Here is a 4557-nt window from a genome sequence, read left to right as displayed (position 1 = left end):
ACGAGCAATATACTATTGCCCTGCAAAAATAAGCCTTTTGGAAATTCTGTATTTGATTTATATGGTGTGGACAGATTGTTATTTCGTAATTATCATTGACTTTAATATACATTCAAATGTATTCGTATCTTCGGCATATAAATTTAGTTCGTCATCTATGGCATCTTTAGGGCTAACGCCATACTTTGTTTTGAAGGCACGACTGAACCCGGCAATGCTGGTAAAGCCGTAAAAATGCGCGATGTTTGTGATACTAGCCCGGTCGGCAACCGCGAGTGCACGTCGTGCAGCCCTGAGACGGCGAGCCTGGATGTACGAATGAACGCCCCCGTCCGGCTTGAAAAGTCGAAACAGTGTCGCGCGAGAAATTCCGACGGCCTGACAGATCGCCTCAGCATTCAAGGAGGGTGAGCTTAGGTTCAACTCGACGAAGCGCTTGCACCGAACCACGGCAGCAGACTCCAGGCCGCCCCGAGCTTCTGCGATATGGCGTCGCGTCGGCTCAAGTGCAGCGGCAAGGATATGTGCCGTCGCCCGACTCAGCCCGTCGGCTTGAGATGCCGTCAACAAGTGCGCAGACCGGACGACCATTCGCATGTGTTCAGCCACGAGGTCGCTGAAGCCACCACGCAACACCGTACCGTGAAACACCTCTGGATCCGGTAGCGTGCTGGCGACGAGTTCTCGCGAGAGGCTGAGAATGAGTGATCCGTTCTCGGGTGCCGCGTGTCGTCGAAATGGGCGCGATAGGGTGTTCAGCGTTATGGCGCCTGCCGGAACGTGAAAGCGTGCGTCGCCCATATCCACGTCGAAATCCGCCGAGGTAAGATGGAGCACGATGTGATCGAGCCCATCCGCCTTGACCCGCTGCGGAGATCGCGAAACGGATTGTGAGGAAGCCGACATCTCGCTCACCATCATGGCGCCGAGATACGTTGATGTCAGACGTCCATGAAAATCAGCGGCGTTACTTCCGATTTCATGCGTCAGGCCGAGAATGCCACGCCACCTTTCGAACCGATCGGCGCGGTCAACCTGTTCCGTATCGAATGTTACGCGAGGCAGGGGCGAGGCCGACATGCTTGAGAACTCAATCAGACAACAGCCCGAAGGCAGCGGTAGCCGCCTCTAGTGGCAAGCAGTGATTAATCGATCCTCAGCCGTTACGGCTACAGGCAGACAAGGCGATAGTGCCCGTATGTTCTAGGCAAGAAATACGGGTGACCAAAATACAACATGTTCAAGCCTAATGACTATTCAAAAGGTATCTCCACCTGATGAGACTCCAGGCCAAATAACTGAGACGCCAGGCCATCGCGCCGTTGTCCGATCGCACGTATGGCTCGGAGGGTGAGCGCCCTGTCGTAATCCGGGAAACGGAGAATGGCGCCCGGTTGGTGCTTCTCAGGGGGTCGCACGTGTCGAGTGTAAAGAGTTCCGCTGGGGCTGCCCGCCACCGACTGCGTGATCTGTGGCTCGCATCGACGGCTCTTGTCGGGTTCACGCTTAGACCAAAGGAAGTACTTTGCGTTCCGCGCATCTCGGTTTCGCCGGCATGGGAGCCGGAACGACTGGGTCGCTTGCTCGCGTCTCTCAGAAGCTGGAATGCTATCCTGGCGCGTCTAACAATGGCGCCGTCGAAACGTCAGCGCAAGGTGCGTCCCGCGGCTCGGATTGGCCGGCGGCGAGCGGTCCTAGCCGCCGCGGCGACCTTGGCGTTCGGCATTGCAAGTGGCCCGGCCGCCGCACAGACGACGGTCGATACCGGTAACGGCGGATCAATAACGACCTCGACAACAGCCTCGGGCGTTGGCAACTATTCGACGACGGGCGGCGGGGTCTACATCACCGGGATTAATGCCGGCGACACGATCACGCTGAACAATGTCAATCTCAACCAGACGACCTACGGCGATAGCGGGACCTCCCAGTCGATCCTTCTGCTGAGGACCACCGGGACCGGTACCACGAGCATCTTGCTCAACGGCAGCAATACGCTGACTGGCAACCAAGCCAATTCCACTGCCATCAACTTCGCGCCGGGCGCTGGCAGCAGCGGCGACGTGACCGTCAACGGGTCCGCTGGAAGCTCACTCACGGTCAACAACAGATACGGCCTTGGCATCAGCGCGGCCGGCAACGTGACGCTGAGTCTCAACGGATCCTCAAACAGTATCACGGCGCGCAACCTAGGCGAAAATCAAGGCGTCGGTGCCTATGGCTCCGCCGTCAGCGTCACGACGGCTGGTACTATCACAAATTGGGCTCGCGGCATCGACGCTGGCGCTAGCGGCGGGACGGTCACTGTCGTCAACAACGCCACTCTTATGGGCAATACGACCGGCATCTACGCCGCTGGTGGTATAGCGACGGTGACGAATAGCGGCACGATCACCGGCAGCGCGATCGCGGCGAACCTCGCCAATGGCGGAACCTTCACCAATAGCGGCACCATCAACGCGGCCGGGGCGACGGCGATTACCATCGGCGGCACCAGCAACACGATCAACCTTCAGGCGAATTCCAGCACGACCGGCGACGTCTCGTTCACAGGCGGGGGCGCCAACGCCATGAACGTCGCAGCCAACGCGACGCTGAATGGGGGCACCTATTCTGGTATCGGCACGCTGAGCGTCGACGGCACGGTCTCGCTGAGTGGCTACGGCAGCACCATAGGGGCGCTAACGAGCACGGGCACGGCCGGCATCGTCCAAAACACCAGCAGTACGGCCGCGATGCTGACGCTCGGCTCGGGCGGTGCCTCAGGCGCCTTCTCGGGCACGCTCCGAGACGGCACGGGCGGCGGCGCTCTGAGCCTTACCAAGACAGGCGCCGGGACACAGATACTGGCCGGCAGCAACACCTACACGGGCGGGACGACGATCTCGGGCGGAACGCTGCAGATCGGTGGCAGTGGCGGTTCCCTTGGTGCCGGCGCCGTCGTGAACAACAGCGCGCTCGTCCTGAATGGAACCGGCCCGTACACCTTCGCCAACAACGTGTCGGGCACGGGCACGCTCACCGTGCAGAGCGCGGGTGCGGGTGCGGGCAGCACCGTGACACTGTCTGGTGCGCTGAGCAACACGGGCACGGCGACCAATTCGCTCGGCATGATCATCGGCGATCAGGCAAACGTCCTCCTGACCGGCAGCTATGTGGGTGCCGGCAACAACAGCCTGGTCTTCGTCGCCGGCGGTAATTTCACCAACAATGGCGCAGTCACGAATTTCGGTAGCCCCGGAGCGAACGCACTTGAGGTCGACCTCACGCGAACCAGCACTGTCGTCAACAGCGCCGGCGCGCGGATCGAAGGCCAGGGCAGCGGCGTCATCCAGAACGACGGCACTGCCACGGCTGCGTTCTCCGTCACCAATTCCGGTCTCATCAAGGGCGACCAGTTCGACGGCATTACCCAGCACGGCTCGGGTGCGCTCACCGTTACCAACACCGCTGCAGGCGTCATCTACGGGCAGGACAGCTCCGGAAACACCGTCGTAGGCTACGGTGTCGGCAGCGATCACGGCGGCCGGCTGACGCTCACGAACCAGGCCGGCGGCGTCATCGTCGGCAATTTCGGTGCGAGAGGCTCGAACGCAACCGATGCGATCAGCAACGCCGGCACGATCGCGTCGGGAGCCTATGACGGAACCACCGGTATCACGGTGGGGAAGCAGTCGGGCATCTTGCTCGATGCCGGTGGTGCGATCACCAACGCTGCCGCGGGCGTGATCCGAGGTAACAGCCGCGGCATCACCGCAAACGGTGCGCTGAGGCTGACCAACCTGAACACGATCACTGGCGTGACAGATGGCGCCGGCGTCATGGCCGGCACCGGGTCGACCGTGCTAAACAGCGGCACGATCGGCGGCGGCGCGAATTTCGGCCTGACGGTCGGCGGCGTCGGGACGGTCCTGACGCTTACCAATGCGGCCGGCGGTACGATCAGCGGCGGCACAAGCGCCAGCAGCGGCTACGCCGTGCGCGGCGACAACGGCGCGCGCGTCTCCATCGACAATTACGGTACGCTCACCGGCACGGCCGGCGGCATCACCTCGTCGATCGGTGCGAATGCCGGCGGGTCCTTCAGCGCCAATCTCTACGCTGGCTCGAACACGGGCGCGATCAACGCCACCGCGGGCAGCAACCTCGTAACAGTCTATACCGGCGTGGGCGCGGCCAATGCCGTCGTGACTCGGGGCTATACGGACTCTGTGACCGGCACGGCGGGCACCGTGACCTTGCAGAGCGCCGGTGCGCACGACGCGGCAGTCGTCGGAAACATCGGCGCGACCGGCGGCGGCGCCATCATGCTGAACCTGCGCGGCACAGGCGACGGTGGCATGAACGGCGCGGTTGGCTCGATCGCAGGTACCATCTCCGGAGCCGTGACGGTCAACAAGGCCGATGGCGGCATATTTCTCCTCAGCGGCGCCAACAATTATACCGGCTCCACTACTGTCGCCGCCGGCACACTGCGCTCGGGAGCGAGCAACAGCTTTAGCGCCAACAGTGCTTTTGCGGTCGATGCCACACTCGACCTCGGCGGTTTCAATAACG

The 4557-nt window shown here is 61.7% G+C and carries 2 protein-coding genes; one reads left to right on the top strand and one right to left on the bottom strand.

The features are described from left to right. Nucleotides 1-78 precede the first annotated feature (78 nt). The gene (locus tag MGN01_RS23060; protein ID WP_147049125.1) at nucleotides 79-1080 is read right to left on the bottom strand and encodes a helix-turn-helix domain-containing protein; all 1002 of its coding nucleotides are present in this window, start codon (nucleotides 1078-1080) and stop codon (nucleotides 79-81) included. A 632-nt stretch (nucleotides 1081-1712) separates the two neighbouring features. Here MGN01_RS23060 and MGN01_RS23055 point away from each other — a divergent pair. Continuing rightward, nucleotides 1713-4557: beta strand repeat-containing protein (locus tag MGN01_RS23055; RefSeq protein ID WP_170246138.1), on the top strand; the 2845-nt coding region annotated here is incomplete at its 3' end.

Source organism: Methylobacterium gnaphalii (genome assembly GCF_007992215.1).
Taxonomy (GTDB): domain Bacteria; phylum Pseudomonadota; class Alphaproteobacteria; order Rhizobiales; family Beijerinckiaceae; genus Methylobacterium; species Methylobacterium gnaphalii.
Note: the sequence above shows the minus strand (reverse complement) of the source record. Positions and strands in the feature narration are given on the sequence as shown.

Bases quoted from the DNA above. Each gene is read 5' to 3' on its own strand.
- MGN01_RS23060 (WP_147049125.1), bottom strand. From the start codon at position 1,080: ATGTCGGCCTCGCCCCTGCCTCGCGTAACATTCGATACGGAACAGGTT.